General features: G+C 68.0%; 18 protein-coding genes. 13 read left to right on the top strand and 5 right to left on the bottom strand.

All coding sequences use genetic code 11. From position 1 onward, the window contains the following. The first annotated feature begins 11 nt into the window (after positions 1-11). The 8 genes from ilvG (at position 12) to leuB (ending at position 8652) form a co-directional block, all read left to right on the top strand. On the top strand, positions 12-1748 hold the full coding sequence (gene ilvG / locus E5790_RS13645; RefSeq protein ID WP_014648334.1) for an acetolactate synthase 2 catalytic subunit: 1737 nt from the start codon (positions 12-14) through the stop codon (positions 1746-1748). Beyond that, positions 1732-1983, top strand: a complete 252-nt coding sequence (locus tag E5790_RS13640) for an ACT domain-containing protein (protein WP_111206939.1) — start codon at positions 1732-1734, stop codon at positions 1981-1983. The genes ilvG and E5790_RS13640 overlap by 17 nt, the downstream gene beginning before the upstream one ends. A gap of 96 nt (positions 1984-2079) precedes the next feature. Beyond that, on the top strand, positions 2080-3171 hold the full coding sequence (locus E5790_RS13635; RefSeq protein WP_049420878.1) for a threonine dehydratase: 1092 nt from the start codon (positions 2080-2082) through the stop codon (positions 3169-3171). After that, positions 3168-4754: a 2-isopropylmalate synthase gene (locus tag E5790_RS13630; RefSeq protein ID WP_111206940.1), complete on the top strand. Its 1587-nt coding sequence runs from the start codon at positions 3168-3170 to the stop codon at positions 4752-4754. Before E5790_RS13635 ends, E5790_RS13630 begins: the two co-directional genes overlap by 4 nt. Before the next feature lie 10 nt (positions 4755-4764). Next, positions 4765-5544: a class I SAM-dependent methyltransferase gene (locus tag E5790_RS13625; protein ID WP_032958187.1), complete on the top strand. Its 780-nt coding sequence runs from the start codon at positions 4765-4767 to the stop codon at positions 5542-5544. Positions 5545-5604: 60 nt separating this feature from the next. After that, positions 5605-7023 (top strand): 3-isopropylmalate dehydratase large subunit, encoded by a 1419-nt coding sequence (gene leuC, locus E5790_RS13620; RefSeq protein ID WP_111206941.1) that lies wholly within the window; start codon positions 5605-5607, stop codon positions 7021-7023. Continuing rightward, positions 7023-7601, top strand: a complete 579-nt coding sequence (leuD, locus tag E5790_RS13615) for a 3-isopropylmalate dehydratase small subunit (protein WP_005410953.1) — start codon at positions 7023-7025, stop codon at positions 7599-7601. Before leuC ends, leuD begins: the two co-directional genes overlap by 1 nt. Continuing rightward, on the top strand, positions 7591-8652 hold the full coding sequence (gene leuB / locus E5790_RS13610) for a 3-isopropylmalate dehydrogenase (protein WP_111206942.1): 1062 nt from the start codon (positions 7591-7593) through the stop codon (positions 8650-8652). Before leuD ends, leuB begins: the two co-directional genes overlap by 11 nt. Before the next feature lie 141 nt (positions 8653-8793). On the opposite strand, the gene E5790_RS13605 is transcribed toward leuB, so the two are convergent. Further along, positions 8794-9567 carry an SDR family oxidoreductase gene (locus tag E5790_RS13605; RefSeq protein WP_111206943.1) on the bottom strand — a complete coding sequence of 258 codons (774 nt, stop codon included), beginning with the start codon at positions 9565-9567 and terminating at the stop codon, positions 8794-8796. 117 nt (positions 9568-9684) lie between these two features. Between E5790_RS13605 and E5790_RS13600 the strand changes: the two genes are divergently transcribed. Continuing rightward, complete coding sequence (locus E5790_RS13600) at positions 9685-10590, top strand: LysR family transcriptional regulator (RefSeq protein ID WP_014648342.1); 906 nt, start codon at positions 9685-9687, stop codon at positions 10588-10590. Between the two features lie 375 nt (positions 10591-10965). Here the strand turns inward: E5790_RS13600 and E5790_RS13595 are convergent, their stop codons facing one another. Both E5790_RS13595 and E5790_RS13590 read right to left on the bottom strand, forming a co-directional pair. Next, entirely contained in the window at positions 10966-14127 is a 3162-nt protein-coding gene (locus tag E5790_RS13595; protein WP_111206944.1) for an efflux RND transporter permease subunit, read from the bottom strand. A 4-nt stretch (positions 14128-14131) separates the two neighbouring features. Next, positions 14132-15262 (bottom strand): efflux RND transporter periplasmic adaptor subunit, encoded by a 1131-nt coding sequence (locus tag E5790_RS13590; protein WP_032958176.1) that lies wholly within the window; start codon positions 15260-15262, stop codon positions 14132-14134. A 119-nt stretch (positions 15263-15381) separates the two neighbouring features. On the opposite strand from E5790_RS13590, the gene E5790_RS13585 reads away from it, so the two are divergent. The 3 genes from E5790_RS13585 (at position 15382) to E5790_RS13575 (ending at position 18221) form a co-directional block, all read left to right on the top strand. Beyond that, entirely contained in the window at positions 15382-16062 is a 681-nt protein-coding gene (locus E5790_RS13585) for a TetR/AcrR family transcriptional regulator (protein WP_111206945.1), read from the top strand. Positions 16063-16198: 136 nt separating this feature from the next. After that, positions 16199-16846 carry a protein-L-isoaspartate O-methyltransferase gene (locus E5790_RS13580; protein WP_014648346.1) on the top strand — a complete coding sequence of 216 codons (648 nt, stop codon included), beginning with the start codon at positions 16199-16201 and terminating at the stop codon, positions 16844-16846. Positions 16847-16862: 16 nt separating this feature from the next. Then, positions 16863-18221: a TolC family outer membrane protein gene (locus tag E5790_RS13575; protein ID WP_014648347.1), complete on the top strand. Its 1359-nt coding sequence runs from the start codon at positions 16863-16865 to the stop codon at positions 18219-18221. Positions 18222-18321: 100 nt separating this feature from the next. Here E5790_RS13575 and E5790_RS13570 read toward each other — a convergent pair whose 3' ends face one another. Beyond that, positions 18322-19566, bottom strand: a complete 1245-nt coding sequence (locus E5790_RS13570; protein WP_136191765.1) for an amino acid transporter — start codon at positions 19564-19566, stop codon at positions 18322-18324. A 223-nt stretch (positions 19567-19789) separates the two neighbouring features. Then, complete coding sequence (waaA, locus tag E5790_RS13565; RefSeq protein WP_014648349.1) at positions 19790-21088, bottom strand: lipid IV(A) 3-deoxy-D-manno-octulosonic acid transferase; 1299 nt, start codon at positions 21086-21088, stop codon at positions 19790-19792. 60 nt (positions 21089-21148) lie between these two features. On the opposite strand from waaA, the gene E5790_RS13560 reads away from it, so the two are divergent. Next, on the top strand, positions 21149-22066 hold the full coding sequence (locus E5790_RS13560) for an LpxL/LpxP family Kdo(2)-lipid IV(A) lauroyl/palmitoleoyl acyltransferase (protein ID WP_014648350.1): 918 nt from the start codon (positions 21149-21151) through the stop codon (positions 22064-22066). Positions 22067-22145: the final 79 nt, after the last annotated feature.

Raw genomic sequence — 22145 nt, 5'->3', positions numbered from 1 at the left:
AAGGTTCCCCCATGAACTCTTCCACACACCGCAGCGCGCCGCCCAACGGCGCGCGCTGGCTGACCCAGGCGCTGGAAGCCGAAGGCATCCGCACGCTGTTCGGCTATCCCGGCGGCACCATCATGCCGTTCTACGACGCGCTGGTGGATTCGTCGCTGAAGCACATCCTGGTGCGCCACGAGCAGGGTGCCGCACTGGCGGCGAATGGATTCGCCCGCGCCAGCGGCCAGGTCGGCGTCTGCGTGGCCACCTCCGGCCCGGGCGCCTCCAACCTGGTCACCGGCATTGCCGATGCGATGCTGGATTCGGTGCCGATGGTCTGCATCACCGGCCAGGTCGCCACGCCGCTGCTGGGTACTGACGCTTTCCAGGAACTGGATGTGTTCGGCCTGACCATGCCGATCGTCAAGCACAGCTGGCTGGTGCGCAGCGTCGACGACCTGCCGCGCGTGGTCGCCGATGCCTTCCGCGTCGCCCGCGAGGGCCGGCCCGGCCCGGTGCTGATCGACCTGCCCAAGGACGTGCAGCTGGCCGATGCCAGCCACCTGCCGGCGCACGTGCCGAGCAGCGTCGAGCCGCCACCTGCGCCGGCCGAAGCGGCCATCGCCGAAGCCATCGCCGCACTGGCGGCCGCCGAGAAGCCGGTGGTCTACGCCGGTGGCGGCATCGCGCTGGGCGATGCGGTGCAGGACCTGCGCGACTTCGTCGAAGCCAGCGCCATCCCCACCGTGATGACCCTGCGTGGCCTGGGCGCGCTGCCGGCCAGCCATCCGCAGTCACTGGGCATGCTGGGCATGCACGGTACCCGCGCGGCCAACATGGCGGTGCAGGAAAGCGACCTGCTGCTGGTGCTGGGTGCACGCTTCGACGACCGCGCCACCGGCAAGCTGGCCGAGTTCGCACCGTTCGCCCGCGTCGTCCATATCGATGCCGACGCCTACGAGATCTCCAAGCTGCGCAGCGCCGATGTCGCCGTGCCTGGCAACGTCGGCCATGCCATCCGTGCCCTGCGTGCGGCCTTCCCCTCCCCCAAGGCCCATCAGGACGCGTGGCGCAGGCGTTGCGCGCAGCACCGCGACCGCTTCTCGGCACGCTACGACGCACCGGGCCAGCACATCTACGCCCCGGCGCTGCTGAAGCGCCTGAGCGAGCTGGCCCCGGCCGATGCGGTGATCGCCTGCGATGTCGGCCAGCACCAGATGTGGGTGGCGCAGCACTGCCGCTTCAACCACCCGCGCAACCACCTGACCAGTGGCGCGCTGGGCACCATGGGCTTCGGCCTGCCGGCGGCGATGGGTGCGCAGTTCGCATGCCCGGAGCGCACCGTGGTGCTGGTGTCCGGCGACGGCAGCTTCATGATGAACGTGCAGGAGCTGGCGACCATCGCGCGTTGCCGCCTGCCGGTGAAGATCGTGCTGCTGGACAACAGTTCGCTGGGCATGGTGCGGCAGTGGCAGGAACTGTTCTTCGCCGAGCGTTACAGCGAGATCGACCTGTCCGACAACCCGGACTTCGTGGCGCTGGCACAGGTGTTCGGCATCGCCGCCACCCGCATCGACAACCGCGACGACGTGGAAGGCGGCCTGGCCGCGCTGCTGGCCGAACCGGGCCCGGCCCTGCTGCACGTGGCCATCGATGCACGTGCCAACGTGTGGCCACTGGTGCCGCCGAACACCGCCAACAGCACGATGCTGGAAAGCAACCCCGCCCATGCCCGCCAGGAGACCCCCAATGCAATACCGGCTTGACCTGGTGCTGCACCCGGCCGAAGGCGCGCTGCTGCGCGTGATCGGCATGGCCGAACGCCGCGGCTTCGCACCGCGCGCGATCAGCGGTGCGCCGGTGGCCGACGACGATGGCCGCTGGCACCTGCAGCTGGTGGTGGATGGCCAGCGCCCGGCGGAAACGCTGTGCCGGCAGATCGAGAAGATCTACGACTGCGTGTCCGTGCAGGTCACTGCCATGGAAGGAGCATCCGTATGAACACCCGTACCGTAGTGACCACGGTGCCGGTACGGAGGCGTCTTCTTCGCCGCCCGTGCCCGCATGCGGCGGTCGCCCGCACCGCGCTGGTGGCCCATGCCGGCCGCTGATGCCAGCCAGGAAAGCGATGTCGGCGACGTAAGCGTCGCCGACGTACTGGCGGCGCAGGCCCGGCTGCGGCGCTTCCTGCCGCCTACCCCGCTGCACCATGCCGAGCGCTTCGGCACCTGGCTGAAGCTGGAGAACCTGCAGCGCACCGGGTCCTACAAGGTCCGCGGCGCGTTGAACGCGCTGCTGGCCGGCCGCGAGCGCGGCGATACCCGGCCGGTGATCTGCGCCTCGGCCGGCAACCATGCCCAGGGCGTGGCGTGGGCGGCCTACCGCCTGGACGTGCCGGCCATCACCGTGATGCCGCATGGCGCACCGGCCACCAAGATCGCCGGCGTCGCCCACTGGGGCGCGACCGTTCGCCAGCACGGCACCAGCTACGACGAGGCCTACGCCTTCGCGGTCGAACTGGCACAGCGACACGGCTACCGCTTCCTGTCCGCGTTCGACGACGCCGATGTGATCGCGGGCCAGGGCACGGTCGGCATCGAGCTGGCCGCACACGCGCCGGACGTGGTGATCGTGCCGATCGGCGGCGGTGGACTGGCCTCCGGCGTTGCACTGGCGCTGAAATCGCAGGGCGTTCGCGTGATTGGCGCGCAGGTGGAAGGCGTCGATTCGATGGCACGTGCGATCCGCGGCGACGTGCGCGAGATCGCCCCGGTTGCCTCTCTGGCCGACGGCGTGCGGGTGAAGATTCCCGGCTTCCTGACCCGCCGCCTGTGCACCTCGCTGCTGGACGATGTGGTGATCGTGCGCGAGGCCGAACTGCGCGAAACGCTGGTCCGGCTGGCGCTGGAGGAACACATCATCGCCGAGGGCGCGGGTGCGTTGGCGCTGGCGGCCGGCCGCCGCGTCGCCGGCCGCCGCAAGTGTGCGGTGGTGTCCGGCGGCAACATCGATGCCGGTGTCCTGGCCGGCCTGCTCACCGACATCCGTCCGCGCCCGCCACGCAAACCGCGGCGACGGCGCAGCGAAACCCCGCGCTCGCCGACCAAGGCCAGCGCCCTCGCCTCCCCCGCCTCTTCCCCTTCCCCCCTGCAAGCCGTCGCACCCGCTGTCGAGGAGATTTCCCTGTGACCACCATCGAACGAATTACCACCCCGCGCATCCGCATCTTCGACACCACCCTGCGTGACGGCGAGCAGTCCCCCGGCTGCAGCATGAGCCCGCCGCAGAAGCTGGTGATGGCGCGTGCGCTGGACGAACTGGGCGTGGACATCATCGAGACCGGCTTCCCGGCCAGCTCGCAATCCGACCGCGAGGCGATGGCGATGATCGGCCGCGAGCTGCGCCGCCCGAGCCTGAGCCTGGCGGTGCTGTCGCGCTGCCTGCAGGCCGATATCGAGACCTCCGCACGTGCACTGGAAGCGGCAGCCAACCCGCGCCTGCACGTGTTCCTGTCGACCAGCCCGCTGCACCGCGAGCACAAGCTGCGGATGACCCGCGAGCAGGTGCTGGAGTCGGTACGCAAGCACGTCTCGTTGGCCCGTTCCTACATCGACGACGTCGAGTTCTCGGCCGAGGATGCCACCCGCACCGAGCTGGACTACCTGATCGAGGTTTCGCGCGTGGCCATTGCCGCCGGCGCCACCACCATCAACCTGCCCGACACCGTCGGCTTCACCACGCCGGAAGAAATCCGCGCGATGTTCCAGCAGGTCATCGCCGGCGTCGCCGACGTGCCGAACGCGGCCAACGTGATCTTCAGCGCGCACTGCCACAACGACCTGGGCCTGGCGGTGGCCAACTCGCTGGCCGCCATCGAAGGCGGTGCACGCCAGGTCGAGTGCACCATCAACGGCATCGGCGAGCGCGCCGGCAACTGTTCGCTGGAAGAGATCGCGATGGTGCTGAAGGTCCGCCAGGCCTTCTACGAACAGGACAGTTCGATCAACACCCCACGCATCGTCGGCACTTCGCAGCTGCTGCAGCGTCTGGTCGGCATGCCGGTACAGCGCAACAAGGCCATCGTCGGTGCCAACGCGTTCGCCCATGAATCGGGCATCCACCAGCACGGCATGCTGCGCCACCGCGGCACCTACGAAATCATGCGTCCGGAAGACGTGGGCTGGGAAGATTCGCAGATGGTGCTGGGCCGCCACAGTGGCCGCGCCGCCGTCGAAGCGCGCCTGCGTGCGTTGGGCTTCTGGCTGGACGAAGACGAACTGAAGCTGGTGTTCGAGCAGTTCAAGGGCCTGTGCGAACAGCAGCGCGTGGTCACCGATGCCGACCTGCAGACGTTGATGCAGGGCGGCTCCAACGCGCAGGGCTACCGCCTGGCCTCGATGACCATCAGCGACGTCGGCAGCCGCGCCAACGCGCTGGTCGAACTGTCCGACCCGGATGGCAACCGTGTGGCCGAGACCGCGCAGGGCGACGGCCCGGTCGATGCGCTGTTCGGCGCGCTGTCGGCCGCCACCGGCGTGCAGCTGATGCTGGACAGCTATCACGTGCACAGCGTCGGCATCGGTGCCGATGCGCGTGGCGAAGCCAACCTGAGTGTGCGCCATGACGGCGTGGAGTACGACGGCACCGGCACCAGCAAGGACATCATCGAAGCCTCCGCGCTGGCCTGGCTGGATGTGGCCAACCGCCTGCTGCGCCAGCGTCAGGCCGCCGTCCACAGCAGCACCGACGTTCCCGCTTCCGCCACCGCCTGAGGATCCCACCATGAGCGCCTTCGACACCCCCACCCCGGCCAGCGCCGCTGGCCAGCAGTGGAACGCCCAGGACTATGCGATCGATGCCGGCTTCGTGCCGCTGCTCGGCGGTGCGGTATCGCGCCTGCTCGACCCGCGCGCCGGTGAGCGCATCCTCGACCTGGGCTGTGGCGATGGCGTACTCAGCACCGAACTGGCCCTGAGCGGTGCGCGCATCCACGGCGTGGATGCCTCGCCGGAACTGGTGATCGCCGCCCGTGCGCGCGGCGTCGACGCCCAGCTGATGGACGGCCACGCACTGTCGTTCGACAGCGAGTTCGATGCGGTGTTCAGCAATGCGGCACTGCATTGGATGACGACTCCGGACCGCGTGCTGGAAGGCGTGCGCCGCGCCCTGCGCCCCGGTGGCCGCTTCGTCGCGGAGTTCGGCGGCCACGGCAACGTGGCCACGATCGTCGCGGCCGTGCAGGCCGCGCGCGTGGCCCACGGGCATGGCGCCAGCACCTTCCGGTGGTACTTCCCGACGGCCGACGCCTACGCCGATCGCCTGCGCCAGCATGGCTTCCAGGTGCAACTGATCGAGTGCACGCCGCGCCCGACCGCACTGCCGACCGGCGTGGCCGGCTGGCTGCGGGTATTCGCCGCACCGCTGCTGGACGACCTGCCGGCCGAGGCCCGCGCCACCGTGCGCGAGGCGGCCACCGCACTGCTGGCCGAGCTGCCGCGTGACGCATCTGGCCAGCCGCTGGCCGACTACGTGCGCCTGCGTGTGCTCGCCCGCCGTCGCTGACTTGACCGTTCCGCTTTCCTTACTGATGTTCGCTATTTCGTACTTCTGCCAGGCATACGCATGACTTCCGCACCCCGCACCCTGTACGACAAACTGTGGGACGCCCACGTGGTGGTTCCCGAATCCGACAGCGCGCCCGCCGTGCTGTACATCGACCTGCACCTGATCCACGAGGTGACCTCGCCGCAGGCCTTCACCGAACTGCGCGAACGCGGCTTGTCGCCGCGCCGGCCGGACCGCACCAAGGCGACGATGGACCACTCCACGCCGACCCTGCCGGCCGCCGCGGACGGCACGCTGCCCTATGCCAGCGCCGCCTCCGAGGCACAGGTCGCCACGCTGGCGCGCAACTGCGCCGATCACGGCATCGAGCTGTTCGACATGGCCTCGGACAACCGCGGCATCGTCCACGTGATCGCGCCCGAGCAGGGCTTCACCCAGCCGGGCATGACCATCGTCTGCGGCGACAGCCACACCTCCACCCACGGTGCCTTCGGTTCGCTGGCGTTCGGCATCGGCACCAGCGAGGTCGGCCACGTGCTGGCCACGCAATGCCTGCTGCAGCGCAAGGCGAAGACGCTGGCGATCACCGTCGATGGGCCGCTGGCGCCGGGTGTCGGCGCCAAGGACGTGGTTCTGCACATCATCGGCGTGATCGGCGTCAATGGCGGCACCGGCCACGTGATCGAGTTCCGCGGCAGCACCATCGAAGCGATGGACATGGAACAGCGCATGACCCTGTGCAACATGTCGATCGAAGCGGGTGCGCGTGCCGGTATGGTGGCGCCGGACCAGGTCACCTTCGACTTCGTCGCCAACACCCCGCGCGGCCCAAAGGGCGCCGATTTCGAGGCTGCGGTGGCGCGCTGGCAGCAGCTGCGCAGTGATGACGGCGCGCGCTTCGACAGCGAAGTGCACATCGACGCCGCCGATATCCGCCCGACCCTGACCTGGGGCACTCACCCGGGTACCGCCATCGCGGTGGATGCGCCGATCCCGGCCGCCAACGATGCCGCCGCACAGAAGGGCCTGGACTACATGCATTTCCAGGCCGGCAAGGCGCTGGCCGGAACGCCGGTGGACGTGGTGTTCGTCGGTTCCTGCACCAACGGCCGCCTGAGTGACATGCGTGAGGTGGCGCAGGTGCTGCGCGGTCGTCGCGTCGCCGACCGGGTGCGCATGCTGGTGGTGCCGGGCTCGGAGATCGTCAAGCGAGAGGCCGAGGCCGAAGGCATCCATGAGATCGTGCGCGCGGCCGGTGCCGAATGGCGCGAGCCGGGCTGCTCGATGTGCATCGCCATGAATGGTGATCTGGTCGCGCCCGGGCAGCTGGCCGTGAGCACCAGCAACCGTAATTTCGAAGGCCGCCAGGGTCCCGGTTCGCGCACCCTGCTGGCCTCACCGATGAGCGCGGCGTGGGCCGCGGTGAACGGGCATGTCGCCGACACCCGCGAGCTGTTCGCACAGGAGGTGGCGTGATGGCCGGTTTCCGTACCTTGACCTCGGCCAGCGTGGTGCTGCGCCAGACCAACATCGACACCGACCAGATCATCCCGGCGCGGTTCCTGTCCACCACCGAACGCGCCGGCCTGGGCCGCAACGCCTTCAATGACTGGCGCTGGCAGGCCGACGGTTCACCGGTGGCCGACTTCGCCTTCAACCAGCCGCACAACGCCGGCCGCAGCATCCTGCTGGCGGGTCGCAACTTCGGCTGCGGCTCGTCGCGCGAACATGCACCGTGGGCGCTGACCGACCTGGGCCTGCGCGCCATCGTCAGCAGCGAGATCGCCGACATCTTCCGTGGCAACTCGCTGAAGAACGGCCTGCTGCCGATCGTGCTGGACGAGGCCGACGTGCAGGCGCTGATGCAGCGCCCGGATGATGAGCTGACCATCGACGTGGCTGCGCGCGAACTGCGCACGCCGGACGGCCGCGTCTATTCCTTCCCGCTGGACGGCTTCTCGCAGACCTGCCTGCTGGAAGGTGTCGACCAGTTGGGGTATCTGTTGGGCCGTGTCCCTGAAATCGAACGTTACGAGAGTGAGCATGCACGCTGAAATTGTTGTCCTTCCCGGTGATGGCATCGGCCCGGAAGTGGCCGCCGCGGCAGTCGCCGTCCTGAAGGCCGTCGCCGAACGCTTCAACCACAGCTTCACCTTCAGCGAGCACGACATCGGCGGCATCGCCATTGACCGCCACGGCGAACCGCTGCCGGCGTCGACCCTGGCCGCCTGCCAGGCCGCCAGCGCGGTACTGCTGGGCGCAGTCGGTGGCCCGAAGTGGTCCGACCCGAACGCCAAGGTGCGTCCGGAACAGGGCCTGCTGGCGATCCGCAGGGCGCTCGGCCTGTACGCCAACCTGCGCCCGGTGCGCACCCATGAGGCCGCGCTGCACGCCTCGCCGATCAAGGCCGAGCTGCTGCAGGGTGTGGACTTCGTGGTGGTGCGCGAACTGACCGGCGGCATCTACTTCGGCGACAAGACCCGCGATGCCGACAGTGCCAGCGACCTGTGCCGCTACACCGTGGCCGAGATCGAGCGCGTGCTGCGCAGTGCCTTCCGCCTGGCCCGGCAGCGGCGTGGCAAGGTCACCTCGGTGGACAAGGCCAACGTGTTGGAAACCTCGCGCCTGTGGCGCGACGTGGCCGCGCGCATCGGCCGCGAGGAGTTCCCGGAGGTGGCGCTGGAGCACCAACTGGTCGATTCGATGGCCATGCACCTGCTGGCCAAGCCGCGCGAGTACGACGTGATCGTCACCGAGAACATGTTCGGCGACATCCTCACCGACGAAGCCTCGATGCTGGCCGGCTCACTCGGCCTGCTGCCCTCGGCCTCGCTGGGTGAACCGGGTGCGGTCGGCATCTACGAACCGATCCACGGTTCGGCCCCGGACATCGCCGGCAAGGGCATCGCCAATCCCTACGCGACGATCTTCAGCGCGGCGATGCTGCTGCGCCATTCGCTGGGGCTGGAAGACGAAGCCGCAGCAGTGGAAGCGGCGGTGCACGCGGTGCTGGATGATGGGGTGTTCACTGCCGACCTGGCCGCCAAGGGCCAGGCCGTGAGTACCCCCGCCGCCACGGATGCGGTGCTGGCCAAACTCAACTGATCCGATGGCGCCACTCCATGCGTGGCGCCTCTGCCTTTGGTCATTGTGCGCAGCCACCCATGGGGTGGCTCTACTGTAGATCCACGCCATGCGTGGATCATTCGAATTTCGCGCAGCAGATCCACGCCATGCGCGGCTGCATTATTTGGTGGTGTACCCACCATTGACCAGGATGGTCTGCCCGGTCATCCACCAGCCATCGGTGACCAGGAAGCGGATCCACGGCACGATGTCGGCGATGTCGGTCAGGCCGGTACGGGTGAACGCCGAGAGCGCGGCCGCGGTCTTGTGGTACGCCTGTGCATCGGCACTCTCGGCCGGGTAGAAGAACGGCGTGTCCATCGGGCCCGGCCCGATCGCAGTCACCGAGATGCCGCGCTCACCGAACTCCTTTGACGCCGCGCGGGTGAAATGCTCGACCGGCGCCTTGGTGCCGGCATAGCTGGAATAGAACGGCGTGAACGCACCCAGCAGTGAGGTGACCAGGGTGCAGATGCGACCGCCGTCGTTGACGTGGCGGCCGGCCTCCTTGAGGAAGAAGAATGCGGCCTTGGCGTTGACCGCGCTCATCTCGTCATACTCCGCTTCGCTGATCTCCAGCAGCGGCTTCTTCAGCACCTTGCCGACCGTATTGATGGCGATGTCGGGACGGCCGACTGCGGCCACGGCATCGGCGAACAAGCGCTCCATCGCTGCCGCCGACGTCAGGTCGCCCTGCAGGGCTACCGCCCTGCTGCCGGCCGCCTGCACGGCGGCAACGGTTGCTTCTGCATCGGCCTGGGTGGCGGCACTGTTGTAGTGGATGACGACGGCGCTGGCACCCTGGCGGGCGAAGTCGCGGGCGATCAGGCCGCCCAGGTTCTTGGCACCACCGGCAATCAGCACAGTCTTGCCCTTGAGGGAATGGTCGGTCATGGCTTCGGTCTCAGGAGGGGGCTGCCCGGGGTGGCAACCCTGCCCTGACGACGATATCGTGCAGAAAATGCGGATAAAGCCCGCCACATTGACTTAACTTTCCAGGACCAGCGAACAATGGACCGGATCGATCGCTTCCGCATCTTCACCCGGGTCGTGGAATGCGCCAGCTTCACCCGTGCTGCCGACCAGCTCGGCCTGCCCCGCTCGACCGTCTCGGCGGCGATTGCCGAGCTGGAACAGCGGCTTGGCACCCGCCTGCTGCAGCGCTCGACCCGACGGGTATCCACCACCCATGACGGCGACGTGTTCCATGCCCGCTGCCTGCGCCTGATCGCGGAGGTTGAAGACGCCGAGTCGCTGTTCCGGCAGGACGACGCGCAACCGGCCGGTTTGCTGAAGATCGACGTACCCAGCCGCATCGGCCGTCGCATCATCGCCCCGGCGTTGCCGGATTTCTTCGCGCGCTACCCGCAGGTGGAACTGGACCTGGGCATGACCGACCGCGCGGTGAACCTGATCGAAGACGGCTGCGATGCGGTGCTGCGGGTCGGCCAGCTGGGCGATTCCAGCCTGGTGGCGCGCACGCTGGGCCAGCTCGACTTCGTCAACGTGGCCGCGCCGGCCTACCTGCGCGAGCACGGCATGCCGCAGCACCCTGCCGACCTGCAGCAGCACCGCGCGGTGAACTACGCATCGCCGACCACGGCACGGGTGGAACCGTGGGAATGGCAGGATGGCGGCCAGCTGCGCACGCTGCCGATGCCCGGCTGGGTACGCGTGAACAGCGCCGAGGCCTCGATCGCGTGCTGCGTGGCGGGATTGGGGCTGTTGCAGATTCCGCGCTACGACGTGCAGGCCGAGCTGCAGTCAGGCGCATTGGTGGAGGTGATGCCGCAGTACGCGGCGCAGCCGCTGCCGGTGACCCTGCTGCAACCGCATCGGCAACACCGTGCACTGCGCGTGCAGGTGTTCGTCGAGTGGCTGCTGCCAGTGCTGCGGATCGGCCTGCAGCTGCAGTAGATCCACGCCATGCGTGGGTGCTTCTGTAGAGTCGAGCCATGCTCGACTCATCCCATCATCGCGCGAAGAGCGAAGAGCAGCCGAGCATGGCTCGGCTCTACAGAAAGCAGATCCCGCGAGCAGATCAGTCCACGCCATGCGTGGATGCATGCTGCAGTGCCAACCAAGGTTGGCACCTACCATGGCAACGATCCGCTGCTGTAGATGCACGTCATGCGTGGGTGCTTCTGTAGAGTCGAGCCATGCTCGACTCATCCCATCATCGCGCATAGCGCATAGCGCAGCCGAGCATGGCTCGGCTCTACAGAAGGCAGATTCCGCGAGCAGATCCATCCACGCCATGCGTGGATGGGTGCAGCCGCAGAACCCGGGGCATTACGCCCCGGATTCGTCCGGCTTCACCCGGAACCACGCCGCGTACAACGCCGGCAGGAACACCAGCGTCAGCACCGTACCCACGATCAGACCACCCATGATCGAGATCGCCATCGAGCCATAGAACGCGCTGCGCGACAGCGGAATCATCGCCAGCACGGCCGCCAGCGCGGTCAGCACGATCGGGCGGAAGCGGCGCACCGTGGCATCGATGATCGAATGCCAGCGATCATGCCCGGCATCGATGTCCTGCTGGATCTGGTCGATCAGGATCACCGAGTTGCGCATGATCATGCCCGCCAGCGCGATCGTGCCCAGCAGCGCGACGAAGCCGAACGGCGCACGGAACAGCAGCAGGAACAGGGTCGCACCGATGATGCCCAGCGGCGCGGTCACCAGCACCATCGCCGCACGCGAGAAGCTGCGCAGCTGCAGCATCAGCAGCGTCGCCACCACCACCAGGAACAGCGGCATGCCGGCCTTGATCGAGTTCTGCCCGCGCGCCGAGTCCTCCACGGTGCCGCCGGTTTCCAGCAGGTAGCCGCTGGGCAGCTCGGCACGGATGCCATCCAGCGTGGGCACGATCTGGTGCACCACGTCCAGCGCCTGCATGCCATCGCTGATGTCGGCGCGCACGGTCACGGTCGGCAACCGGTTGCGGTGCCAGATGATGCCGTCCTCGAAGCCGTACTCCATCGTCGCCACCTGCGACAGCGTGATGCTGCCGCCGTTGGCGGTCGGCATCGACAGGCTGGACAGCAGCTCCAGCTGGTTGCGCTCATCGGCCGGCCCGCGCAGCAGCATCTCGATCTGGCGGTTGCCTTCGCGATACACGCTCACCGACTGGCCGGCCAGCGAACTGGCCAGGAACTGGCTGACCTGGGCGCTGCTCACGCCCAGCGCGCGGGCACGCTCCTGGTCGATCACCAGCCGCACCACCTTGCTCGGCTCGCTCCAGTCCAGGTTGACGTTCATCACGTGCGGGTTCTCACGCACCTTGGCCTCGACCTGGCGCGCGATCGCCTGCACCTTCTCGATGTGCTCGCCGGAGATGCGCATCTGCACCGGATAACCGACCGGCGGGCCGTTCTCCAGGCGGGTCACGCGCATCTGCACGTCCGGGAACTTCGGAATCACCTCGTGCAGCAGCCAGTCACGGGTGCTTTCGCGCGATTTGATGTCCTTGGCCAGCACCACGAACTGGGCGAAGTTGGTCGCCGGCAGCTGCTGGTCCAGCGGCAGGTAGAAGCGCGGCGAACCGGTACCCACATAGGACACATAGTTGGCGATGCCCTCGCGGCTGGACAGCAGCTTCTCCAGCTTCTCGGCCTGGGCCTGGGTCGAGCGCAGCGACGCCCCCTCGGCCAGCTCGATGTCCACCATCAGTTCCGGCCGGGTCGAGTCCGGGAAGAACTGCTGCGGCACGAAGCGGAACATCACCAGTGAGAACACGAACAGGGCGACGGTCGCGGCGATCACCCACCAGCGGAGGCGCAGGCAGGCGTCGAGGAAGCGCCGGAAGCTGCGGTAGAACGGGCGCTGGTAGGGATCGTGGTCGTGCCCATGCTGCGGCGGTGCGATCAGGTTGGCCAGCGCCGGATAGCGGTCGGCCCACTGCTGGCGCTTGGCCAGCCAACGCGCGGACAGGCTGCCGGGCTTCGGCGGCTGCGGATTGAACAGGTCCGGCAGCATCTTGTCGCCCAGGTACGGGATGAACAGCACCGCTGCGATCCACGACACCACCAGTGCAATGGTCACCACCTGGAACAGCGAACGGGTGTATTCACCGGTGCTCGATGCCGCCGTGGCGATCGGCAGGAAGCCAGCTGCCGTGATCAATGTGCCGGTCAGCATCGGGAACGCGGTCGATTCCCAGGCGAAGCTGGCCGCGCGCAGGCGATCGAAGCCCTGCTCCATCTTGGTGGCCATCATCTCCACCGCGATGATCGCATCGTCCACCAGCAGGCCCAGCGCCAGCACCAGTGCGCCCAGCGAAATCTTGTGCAGGCCGATGTCGAAGTAATGCATGACGAAGAAGGTCATCGCCAGCACCAGCGGAATGGTCACGCCCACCACCAGGCCGGTGCGCAGGCCCAGCGAGAAGAAACTGACCAGCAGCACGATCACCACCGCTTCGGTCAGCACCTGCACGAACTCGCCAACCGACTCCTCCACCGACTGCGGCTGGTCGGACACCTTGCGCAGCTGCATGCCGGCCGGCAGGGTCTTCTGCAGCCGCTCGAACTCGGCGTCGAGGTTGGCGCCCAGCTTGAGGATGTCACCGCCATCCTTCATCGCCACCGCCAGGCCGATCGCCTCTTCGCCCATGAAGCGCATCTTCGGCGACGCCGGATCGGCGAAGCCACGCTTGACCTCGGCGATGTCGCCCAGGTGCACGGTGCGGTCGCCAGCACGGATCGGGAACTGGCGGATGGCGTCGATGTCGTTGAACTGGCCCGTCACGCGCAGCTGCACGCGATCGGTGGCGGTCTCGAAGAAGCTGGTGCCGGTGATCGCATTCTGGTCGGCCAGCGCCTGCTGCACCTGCTGCATCGACACACCCAGCGTTGCCAGCCGGGTGTTGGACAGTTCGATCCACACCTTCTCGTCCTGCAGGCCGACCAGGTCGATCTTGCCGACATCGGGTACGCGCTGCAGTTCCAGCTGGATGCGGTCGGCGTAGTCGCGCATCACCGCGTAGTCGAAGCCCTTGCCGGTCAACGCATAGATGTTCCCGTAGGTGTCGCCGAACTCATCGTTGAAGAACGGGCCGACAATCTCGCGCGGCAGCGTCGCACGGATGTCGCCCACGCGCTTGCGAACCTGGTACCACAGGTCCGGGATCTGCTTGGAACGCAGGCTGTCGCGCGCCATGAAGATGACCTGCGATTCGCCGGGGCGCGAATAGGAGCGGATGAACTCGTACTCGCCGGTGTTCATCAGCGCCTTCTCGATCGGCTCGGTCACCTGCCGCGAGACCTGTTCGGCGGTGGCGCCCGGCCAAAGCGTGCGCACCACCATCGCCTTGAAGGTGAATGGCGGATCCTCGGACTGGCCCAGATGCTTGTACGACCATGCGCCGATCAGCGCGAAGGCAAGCATCGCGAACAGCACCAGCGGGCGGTTGGACAACGCCCACTCGGAAAGATTGAAGCGGCGCACCGGCTTACTCCTTGGCCTTGGCGGCAGCGGCCGGCGTGGCCGGCTTCAGCACCGGGCGGTTCTGGCGGTCCACGGCGATCACCGGCTGGCCGGCACGCAACAGGTGTCCGCCGGCAGCGACCACCCAGTCACCCGCATTCACGCCGGACAGCACCGGCACCGATTCGCTGCCATAGGCACCGGTGGTGACCGACGCGGCCTTCAGCGTGCTGTTGGCCGGATCGACCACCCACACGCTGGCGGCACCGTTGGCACCGCGCTGCAGCGCACCGAGCGGCAGCTGCAGGGTGCCGTGGCGGCCGGCGCTGCTGTAGACGCGCGCGCTCTGGCCCAGTTCGACATCGGCCAGCGCATCGGCGGGCAGGCTGACCCGGGTTGCATAGGTGCGTGCCTGTGGATCGGCGGCAGCGGCGATCTCGCGGATCGTGCCTGGCAGGCGCTGGCCAGGACGGTTCCACAGCTCCACCTCGACCGGCTGGCCCACCGCATAGTCGCGGATGGTGGCCTCGGGCAGGTCGATCAGCACTTCGCGCCCGCCATCGGCGGCCAGGTTGAAGATGGTCTGGCCGGCCGACACCACCTGCCCGGCTTCGGCCTCGCGGCTGGCGATCACGCCATCGGACGGCGCGCGCAGCTGTGCGTAGTCGGCCTGGTTGCGCAGCACATCGAGGTTGGCGCGGGCGGCGTTGGCCTGGCCCTGCGCGGCCTTGAAGGCGGCGGACTGCTGGTCCAGCTGCGAGCGGCTGACCAGCTGCTGGTCGGCCAGCACCTGGTAGCGCTTGAGGTCATCACGGGCACGCACCAGATCGGCTTCGGCCGCAGCAAGCTGCGCCTGCGAGGCGCGGGCCTGCAGCGCGAAGTCGGCCACGTCCAGCTCGGCCAGCACGTCGCCCTTCTTCACCCGTTGCCCGGCATCGACGTGGCGCTTGACCAGGTTGCCGCCAACGCGGAACGACAGTGGACTTTCCTGCCGCGCACGCACCGTGCCCGGGAACGCCGCCGGCGCCTGCCCGGCCTGCTCGCCAGGGTGAACCACCAGCACCGGAACGGCCGCCTGGGGCGCCTGTTCCTGTCCCGAACAGGCTGCCAGCGCAGCCATCCACACCATACCGCCCATCCAGCGCACGATCTTCATCGGTCAACGTCCTGAAAACGCAGGGTTGCAACTAAGGGGGGAGCCGCGACTGCCGGCCCAATTTAATAAACCGGCCGGTATAGTATAAATATCGAACCGCTTGGTCTAGTATTGTGGTGATGAGTTCTCACACTTCCCGCAAGCCGTCGGCCAAGCCCGCTGCCAAGGCCGCCGGACCCGGGCGCCCCAAGGACCTCGGCAAGCGCGCGGCGATCCTTGAAGCAGCCAAGACACTGTTCATCGAACAGGGCTATACCGGCGTGAGCATGGACACCATCGCCGCTCAGGCCGGCGTCTCGAAACTGACTGTGTACAGCCACTTCGGCGACAAGGAGACCCTGTTCTCCGAGGCCGTGCAGTCGAAGTGCATTGAAATGCTGCCCGATGCCCTGTTCGTGGCCGACGCGGACGGCCCGCTGCGCGACCAGCTGATCGGCATCGGTCTGGCCTTCTTCGAACTGATCACGTCCGATGCGGCGATCTCGATCCAGCGCATGATGATGGCGCCGGAGACCGACGAACGCCTGCGCGAGCTGTTCTGGAAGGCAGGACCGGAACGTACCTGCGAGGCCCTGGCTGACTTCCTGCGGGCACGCGCCGAGCGCGGCGAGCTGGAAATCACCGACTATTCGCTGGCTGGCGAGCAGTTCCTGACCCTGGTCAAGGGTGAAGTGCACATGCATATGATGTGCGGCATGCCACTGTCACCGGTGGAATGCGACCCTCTTGCCCACGTGACTGCCAGCATCGACTTCTTCCTGCGCGCCTATGCGCCGCGAGGGGCCGGGACGTCTGAATAACCAAAACTGAACGAACCGGAGGTCGCGATGACTTCCGGCACTGCGACCCCGGCCACCCGGCAGCTGATGCTCTGGGCGCGCCGCCGGCCTCCGGCACCGGTAAAATGGCCGGCCCACTGCGCTGGATTTGAACCTCATGACGATTGATTACGCCCACGCCCGCGAACTGATGGTGGAACAGCAGATCCGTCCCTGGGACGTGCTGGACATCAAGGTGCTCGACGTCCTGGCCCGCCTGCCGCGCGAGGCTTTTGTCGCCGATGCACACCGGGCACTGGCCTACGCCGACGTCGAACTGCCGATCGGCCATGGCCAGAAGATGATGAAGCCGGTCATCGAGGGCCGTACCCTGCAGGCGCTGGACCTGCAGCCGGGTGACGAAGTGCTGGAAATCGGCACCGGCAGCGGCTTCCTGTCGGCCTGCATCGGCGCGCTGGCGCGCGACGTGCTGAGCCTGGAAATCGACCCGGAGCTGGCCGCCGCCGCGCGCGCCCGCCTGGACGCGTCCGGCCTGGGCACCAACGTCCGCGTGGAAGTGGCCGACGCCCTGTCCTGGCAGACCGAACGCCGCTTTGACGTGATCTGTGTCACTGGTGCGGTCGACGTGGTGCCGTCACAGTTCGCCTCGTGGCTGCGTCCGGGTGGTCGCCTGTTCGTGATCCACGGCCGCTCGCCGGCGATGGAGGCCCTGCTGGTCAAGGCCGACGGCAGCAGCGAGTCCCTGTTCGAGACCGATATCGATTATCTGCGTGGTGCCGCCCCGGCCCCCCAGTTCCACCTCTGAGTCCAAGGAAGCCGCAATGATCCGCCGATCCCTCGCTGTTGCGCTGGCCACTGCCCTGCTGCCGTTGTCCGCCCATGCCGCCGACCTGCTGCAGGTCTACGAAATGGCGCGCAATGGCGATCCGCAGCTGTCCGCCGCCGAATCGACCCGGCTGTATGACAAGGAAGGCGCCGTGCAGGCGCGCGCCGCCCTGCTGCCGCAGATCAACGGCCAGGCCCAGCTGAACCGCACGCGCAGTGAGCCGAACGCCGACGCCAACTCCGGCTCGTTCACCAACAAGCGCCGCACCTACACGATCGACGGCAGCCAGACGCTGTTCAACTGGACCCAGATCAACAACCTGCGTTCGCAGCGCGAGCTGAGCAAGGCGGCGGACTTCACCCTCGATTCGGCCAACGACAGCCTGATCGTTCGCACCTCGGCGGCCTACTTCAACGTGCTGGTGGCGATCGAATCGCTGAATGCCGCACAGACCAATGAAGCGGCCGCGAAGAAGCAGTTCGACTTCGCCGACAAGCGCCTGGAAGTGGGCCTGGCGCCGATCACCGACGTGCACGAAGCACGCGCCCAGTACGACCAGGCGCGTGCCAACACCATCGTTGCGCAGAACACCCTGGCCGATAACTACCAGGCCCTGACCGAACTGACCGGCCAGCCGGTGACCAACCTGCGTGGGCTGCCGGCCGACTTCCGCCCGGAAGTGCCGGCCAACCGTGGCAACATCGATGAGCTGGTGCAGCAGGCCACCACCCAGAATCCGGCGCTGAAGGCGCAGGAACTGAAGGTCAGCGCCGCCGAGGCTGGCGTGCAGGCCGCCCGTGGCGGCCATTACCCGACCCTGTCGCTGGGCGGCAGCTGGGGCAAGAGCGCGACCTGGGGTGACAGCACTGGTTCCGGTTCGCTGTCGCCGGACGCCCGCACCAACAGCATCGGCCTGACCCTGAGCGTGCCGATCTTCTCCGGTGGTGCCACCCAGTCCGGCGTACGCCAGGCGCTGGCCCAGCGTGACATCGCCCAGGACGGCTACGAGCAGCAGAAGCGCGCCCTGGACCGCAACACCCGCAATGCCTACCAGACCCTGGTACAGGGCATCAGCGAAGTGGAGGCCCGTCGCCTGGCCGTGGTCTCGGCACAGAGCGCGTACGACGCCTCGCAGGTCGGCCTGGAAGTCGGTACCCGTACCGTGCTGGACGTGATCCAGAACCAGCGCATCCTGTTCTCGGCGCAGCTGGACTACGCCCAGGCCCGCTACACCTTCCTGCAGAACCGCCTGCTGCTGAGCCAGTCGCTGGGTGCGCTGGACGTGGCCGAGCTGCAGGACGTCAACCGCCTGCTGACCCAGGACGCGGGCAATCCGGCAACGACCACGCACTGATCCGTCGCCCTGCCGGCAACAAAGAAGCCACCCGCAAGGGTGGCTTTTTTGCAGGCGGTGCATCCGCCCGCAGCTACCCGTTGCGTGGCCCCGCGAACCCTCAGCCCGGCCATGCCCGCAGGCGTTCCAACGCCGCAAGGACGCACAGCGCGGCCGCCAAGGGCGCCAGCATCGGCAGCACCAGTTCGCGACCGGTTGCGCCCTGCCTCATGTCATTCCGCCGCCGCAGCACCGCCAGGCACAGCGCCGCCATCACCAGCAGGGTTGCCGGACCCGGCAGCGCCGGCAGGGTGCCCAACGGCAGCCACAGCACCAGCATCACCGCCGGCAGTCCGACCGCCGCCACGATCACACCGCTGGAGCGTCCCACTGCATCACCCGCCCCTGGCCACAGCGATGTTGCCAGCCGCAAGGCCAGCATCAGCAGCACCAGCTGCAGGGCGGCCAGGCCCGTAGCCCCCGCCAGCGGCAACAACGGCAGCATCCACTCCAATTGCGGATGCATCTCCAGCGCCACCGACAGTGGCCGGGTACTGGCAAGCGCGGAAAACTCGACCAGCCCTGCCTGCAGTGCTGCCAGCACGATCAGCAGCAGCATCGCCAGCAACGAGACCAGCGCCAGCACTGCCGGTTGCCACATCGCGCCCTGGCGGCGCAACGCAGGAAAGCCCAGTGCCAAGCCGACGCTGGCAAATACCCCCAGCAGCGGCACCGCAGCCGCCAGCACCCCGCCCAGCCCGAAGCGATACGGCGCGGTCGCCGGTGGCAGCCAGGGGATCCAGTGCGCGTAATGCACATGACGTGCCGCCAGCGCCAGCAGCAACACCCCCGCACCGATCTTCACCGTCAACAGGGCGCAGGCCACCAGCACCACACGCCGTGGCGGCAGCAATGCCAGCGCGCCCAGCATCAGCAGGCCCACCGCCGCCGTGACCTGTTCCGGCAGCCAGTCGCAGGGCTGGAGGCCTTCGGCGGCCAGCACCGTGTGCAGATGGAGGGCCATGGACTGCGCCACGCCCGCCGTGGTCGCCACCAGCTCCAGCAGCAGGGCCATGCCCAACACGCCCGCCACCCGCGGCCCCCAGCTGGCAGCCAGCAGCCCGTGCAGGCCCTCGCCCGCCGGCAACCGCAGCACCAGATCCTGCAGGCAGCACAGCACCAGGCCGGCCCCCAGTGCAGCCAGCAACAGGCTCAGCACGATGGCGGGGCCTGCCTGTGCCGCCGTGTGCTGGCCCACCAGTGCGATCACGCTACCGCCCACCAACAGTGTCAACGCCACCACCGCCAGATGGTCCGTCCCCAGTCCGGCCCCACCCGTGCCGTCCCCGCCCCTGTCGCCGTCCATCGCAAGTTCCCTTGATATCCGCCCAAGCGCGGTCGACAGCAGGCTGGCAGCCTGCGTCGTCCTGCGGAATCAGAATCGGTGGAATGTGCGCAACGATGTGATGGCAGGCACGCTGCCAGCGGCAGGGTCGGTCCAGCAACGACAGAAAAATCGTCGCTAAGCAGAATTGATGAAGTTGATCACGACAATGCTCGTCAGCGCCGCTGACTCCGCGCTGCCGCGATCACTCGCGCGGTGGTGGCAGGTGCGGCGCCACCAGGGCAAGCGTGCGTTGCAGCGCGCCGCGGCCATTGCTGACCAGCGTGCATCCCGCCCGCGCCATGTCTTCGCGGGCCTGGGCATCGTCGAGCAGGTGCTGCAGCAGATCGCCCACCGCCTGCGCGTCCTCGCCGATCAGCAGCGCTCCGGCCTCGCGCATGCGCCGGGAAATTTCCGCGAAGTTGTGCAGGTGCGGGCCGGTCACCGCCGCCGTTCCCATCGCGGCCGGCTCCAGCAGGTTGTGACCACCGATGGCCTGCAGGCTGCCGCCGACGAAGGCGACCTGGGCGCAGGCATAGAACGGCATCAGCTCGCCAAGGGTGTCGATGACGAACACGTCTGTGGCCGCGTGTGGCCACTGGTCCACGCGGCGGGTCGCCACGCTCCAGCCCTGTTCGCGCGCCAGCGCTTCCACCTTCGGGAAACGCTCGGGATGTCGCGGTGCCCACAGCAGCAGCAGCTCCGGATGCCGCTGGCGCAGGCGCCGGTGCAGGTCGATCACCGCCTGCTCCTCGCCATCATGGGTACTGGCGGCGATCCATACCGGACGAGCGGCCGGTACCCGCGCGTGGAACTGTTCGACGAAACCCTGCACATCCGGCGTGGCGATGTCGAATTTCAGGTTGCCCAGCGCCTGCACCTGGCCGGGATCCGCCCCCAGCTGCACGAAGCGCTCGGCATCGTCCTGCGACTGCGCGGCCACGCAGGTGACGGTGCGCAGCGCGCGGCGGATCAGTGCCGCCAGCAACCGGTAGCCGCGCAGCGAACGCGCCGACAACCGGGCGTTGAGGATGTACACCGGAATGCCGCGGTCACGGCAGCCGAACAGCATGTTCGGCCACAGCTCGGTTTCCAGGATCAGCGCCAGGCTGGGCTGGAAATGGCCGAGGAAACGGTTGACGCTGCCCGGCACGTCATACGGCAGGTAGACATGGTCCAGGGCGTCGCCCCACAGCGCGCGTACGCGCTCGGAGCCGGTCGGGGTGATGGTGGTGATCACCCAGCGGATGTCCGGGCGCTGCTGGCGCAGGGCATTGACCAGCGGCGCGGCGGCATTGACCTCGCCCACCGAGACCGCGTGCAGCCAGACCCGCGGCTGCCCGGTCGGCTGCGGATAGGAGGCATAGCGTTCATCCCAGCGCCGGAAGTATTCACGAACCCGGAAACCGCGCCAGACCAGGTGGTACACGGTGATCGGCAGCAGGATGTAGAGCACGACCGAATACAGGCCGCGCAGGATCCATTCGACAGGGTCTTTGCGCATGCGGCAAGGATACGGGAGCCCCCGGGGAAAGACACGCGGCCGCCTTGGTAGAATGGCCCCATGTCAGATGCCTCCACCGCCGTCCGCCCATCGCTGCGCGATCCGCGCAACTGGCCGATGTTCGCCGCCATGTTCGGCGCCTTCGCCATCGCCCGCCTGCCGTGGATGCTGCAGCGCGCGCTGGGCCGGGGCGTCGGCTGGATCACCTGGCGCCTGCTCGGCAGCCGCCGCCGCGCCGCCGAAGTCAACCTGCAGCTGTGCTTCCCCGAGAAGGACGAAGCCTGGCGCCAGCGCCTGGTGCGCGACAGTTTCGATGCGCTGGGCGTGGGCGTGTTCGAGTGCATCCGCGCCTGGTGGGGCAGCATCGACCGCATCCGCCCGCAGGTACGGATCGAAGGCCTGGAACACCTGCGGCAGATGGAGGCTGAAGGCCGCGGCGTGCTGCTGGTCTCAGGCCACTTCATGACCCTGGAAATGTGCGGACGCCTGCTGTGCGACTACGTCGACCTGTCCGGCATGTACCGCAAGCACAAGAACCCGGTGTACGAGTGGGCGGTGAAGTTCGGCCGCCTGCGCTATGCCAAGGCGATGTTCGCCAACGAGGACATCCGCGCGACCGTGCGCCACCTGAAGAAGGGCGGCTTCCTCTGGTACGCGCCGGACCAGGACATGCGTGGCAAGGACACCGTGTTCGTGCCGTTCTTCGGCCACACCGCTTCGACCATCACCGCCACCCACCAGCTGGCAAGGATGACCGGTTGTGCAGTGATCCCGTACTTCCACCGCCGCGAAGGCGGGAAGTACGTGCTGAAGATCGGCGCACCGCTGGAGAATTTCCCCAGCGAGGACGTGGAAGCCGATACCACGCGGGTCAACCAGGCCATCGAAGAGATGGTGCGCGAAGCCCCCGACCAGTACCTGTGGATCCACCGCCGCTTCAAGCGCCAGCCCGGCGGCCGGAGTGATTTCTACAAATAGCCGGATGCGGTGGAAGGGCCGGCGTCCTCGTGGCGCCAACCTTGGTTGGCGCCGGATGAACCGAGGCCGGTCCCGGGGA

It is taken from the genome of Stenotrophomonas sp. PAMC25021, from assembly GCF_004795795.1.
GTDB classification, from domain to species: domain Bacteria; phylum Pseudomonadota; class Gammaproteobacteria; order Xanthomonadales; family Xanthomonadaceae; genus Stenotrophomonas; species Stenotrophomonas muris.
The sequence above is the reverse complement of the archived record's forward strand: the minus strand, read 5'-3'. Positions and strand labels throughout refer to the sequence as shown.

What these genes read in the sequence shown, in the direction of transcription:
- ilvG (WP_014648334.1), top strand. Translation starts at nt 12, where the DNA reads ATGAACTCTTCCACACACCGCAGCGCGCCGCCCAACGGCGCGCGCTGG.
- E5790_RS13640 (WP_111206939.1), top strand. Translation starts at nt 1,732, where the DNA reads ATGCAATACCGGCTTGACCTGGTGCTGCACCCGGCCGAAGGCGCGCTG.
- E5790_RS13635 (WP_049420878.1), top strand. Translation starts at nt 2,080, where the DNA reads ATGCCGGCCGCTGATGCCAGCCAGGAAAGCGATGTCGGCGACGTAAGC.
- E5790_RS13625 (WP_032958187.1), top strand. Translation starts at nt 4,765, where the DNA reads ATGAGCGCCTTCGACACCCCCACCCCGGCCAGCGCCGCTGGCCAGCAG.
- leuC (WP_111206941.1), top strand. Translation starts at nt 5,605, where the DNA reads ATGACTTCCGCACCCCGCACCCTGTACGACAAACTGTGGGACGCCCAC.
- leuD (WP_005410953.1), top strand. Translation starts at nt 7,023, where the DNA reads ATGGCCGGTTTCCGTACCTTGACCTCGGCCAGCGTGGTGCTGCGCCAG.
- leuB (WP_111206942.1), top strand. Translation starts at nt 7,591, where the DNA reads ATGCACGCTGAAATTGTTGTCCTTCCCGGTGATGGCATCGGCCCGGAA.
- E5790_RS13605 (WP_111206943.1), bottom strand. Translation starts at nt 9,567, where the DNA reads ATGACCGACCATTCCCTCAAGGGCAAGACTGTGCTGATTGCCGGTGGT.
- E5790_RS13600 (WP_014648342.1), top strand. Translation starts at nt 9,685, where the DNA reads ATGGACCGGATCGATCGCTTCCGCATCTTCACCCGGGTCGTGGAATGC.
- E5790_RS13590 (WP_032958176.1), bottom strand. Translation starts at nt 15,262, where the DNA reads ATGAAGATCGTGCGCTGGATGGGCGGTATGGTGTGGATGGCTGCGCTG.
- E5790_RS13585 (WP_111206945.1), top strand. Translation starts at nt 15,382, where the DNA reads ATGAGTTCTCACACTTCCCGCAAGCCGTCGGCCAAGCCCGCTGCCAAG.
- E5790_RS13580 (WP_014648346.1), top strand. Translation starts at nt 16,199, where the DNA reads ATGACGATTGATTACGCCCACGCCCGCGAACTGATGGTGGAACAGCAG.
- E5790_RS13575 (WP_014648347.1), top strand. Translation starts at nt 16,863, where the DNA reads ATGATCCGCCGATCCCTCGCTGTTGCGCTGGCCACTGCCCTGCTGCCG.
- E5790_RS13570 (WP_136191765.1), bottom strand. Translation starts at nt 19,566, where the DNA reads ATGGACGGCGACAGGGGCGGGGACGGCACGGGTGGGGCCGGACTGGGG.
- waaA (WP_014648349.1), bottom strand. Translation starts at nt 21,088, where the DNA reads ATGCGCAAAGACCCTGTCGAATGGATCCTGCGCGGCCTGTATTCGGTC.
- E5790_RS13560 (WP_014648350.1), top strand. Translation starts at nt 21,149, where the DNA reads ATGTCAGATGCCTCCACCGCCGTCCGCCCATCGCTGCGCGATCCGCGC.